General features: G+C 40.2%; 1 protein-coding gene. It reads right to left on the bottom strand.

What is annotated here, in order from left to right:
- Positions 1–53 precede the first annotated feature (53 nt).
- Positions 54–935 (bottom strand): hypothetical protein, encoded by an 882-nt coding sequence (locus tag NYR02_RS14625; RefSeq protein ID WP_260977095.1) that lies wholly within the window; start codon positions 933–935, stop codon positions 54–56.
- Between the last annotated feature and the right edge of the window lie 791 nt (positions 936–1,726).

Raw genomic sequence — 1,726 nt, 5'->3', positions numbered from 1 at the left:
GAAAACGACTCAACTACAAAACACCAGAGGAGGTGTACTATGGAATTTAGGAGCTACTGTCGCGGTTCAAAGTTGATACTAGGAGGACTTTCAATTTTGGTGCTTTTCATCATAGGCCGCATAATTACCTCTGACAACGTGTTACATTTACCACAATTAATGTTAATCTTTTGGTCAAAATGCAACTCTCGAAAGATTCTAGTTGGAATTTCTAAGTCTTCATTGCAGCCAGCACATGAAAATTTAATAACTCTTCTGGTCACCTCGAACTCATCATTTCCATCTTTCTGAATGATGTAGCTTTCCTGGCACTTTGGATTTATACAGCTTACTACTGTTTCATGCTGTAATTTTCTTACTGGTCTTTTTATTTTCGTGTTGCAAGCGAAACAACTAAAACCATACTCTTCACTGAAAGAGCCCCCCATTAGTAGATTTCCTTTCATGCCTGATAGAAACGAAACAACATCATTAACTTTTTTCCTGATATTGTCTTTATCACCATAGATATTGAGGTTGCCAGACGATATGCTCGGCACAGGAATATGCAAAGCAACATTGGAGACGCCATTCCACAACTGATGTAGTTTATTAATCTTAAGTTCCGATTGTGTGCCAAGAGGGGTGTATTTTACTGATTCAAAATCTTCTTTCGTTTTTGGCAATCTTCCATCTATTTTTTCAGCTGAAATTGATATTGTGAACTCTTTATAAATATTATCGTCAATGTCATCTGAAATCTGTTTGATAATATGTCTGGGTTGCCATTTCTTCAGGTCACTCTCTGATAGATATGAATAGTAGAGTTTGAATCGCTCGTAGCATAAATATTCTAGTGTAAGCCTGCACTCTAAAGCAGCGTAAGTTAGGCTTTGCTCAGTATCCTGCTCTAAAAGTGAATTGATAACCGTGATTCTTTTTGGTATGTCCAGCAAGATCAAGCTCCTTGGCTAAATACTCATAACGATTAGCAAAAGAGCCGCGTGCTTTTTACGCGGTCTCTTTCTGTGCATTGTTGTTTGATTGCCAACACTTAACCAATGCCTGACGGATCAGGCATGTAAGATGGCAATTTCCGGGGGAAAGCGCGAAAAGAGAAACAGTATGACAACTCACCGCTCTGCCTAGAGAATAAGTAGCTGTCCACTGGAACAAATCACGACTTGTTCAGCGGCAGCTACTTATTCTCTAGGTTGATGAAGAGTAGTGCGCTGTCAATTCCCTTTCCAATACCTTTTTCCCATAAATGCGAAAATTTTTATACTGTATTAAAATACAGTGTTTTGAGAATTTTCCGCTACACTCATAGGTATCGCGCTGTCTGCCCGTGCAAACAACAGTTTCTTAGTAGGCATGCTCATTAACATACCTAAGCCCATATTCAGATTTCCAGCCTAACCTATTGTCCGGACTGTAAAAATCATCATTATTTTCTTTCTTGTCAGGATATAAACGCGCATGCGCGCTTTTACCCTGAGTCGCTCTTTACACTTTGCGCGTTATCACTTTTCGCAAAATCTTAAGTGATTGATTTTCTTCCATTCTTTCTGGTCCGAAGGTGTCAATCTGCGCATGCGCGTTTTGCTAATGGTGCGTAAACGCGCATCAGATTCCGCAAACAGCAAAATATGCTGGTTGTTTGTGGCTCTTCACCGAACGTAGTGGAATGGCTACCATCGCAGAACTCAGCCTAGAGGCGATTATCGCTATGGATCAGCTCACGCTA

Source organism: Thalassolituus pacificus, assembly GCF_025318105.1.
GTDB lineage: Bacteria > Pseudomonadota > Gammaproteobacteria > Pseudomonadales > Oceanobacteraceae > Venatoribacter > Venatoribacter pacificus.
The sequence above is the reverse complement of the archived record's forward strand: the minus strand, read 5'-3'. Positions and strand labels throughout refer to the sequence as shown.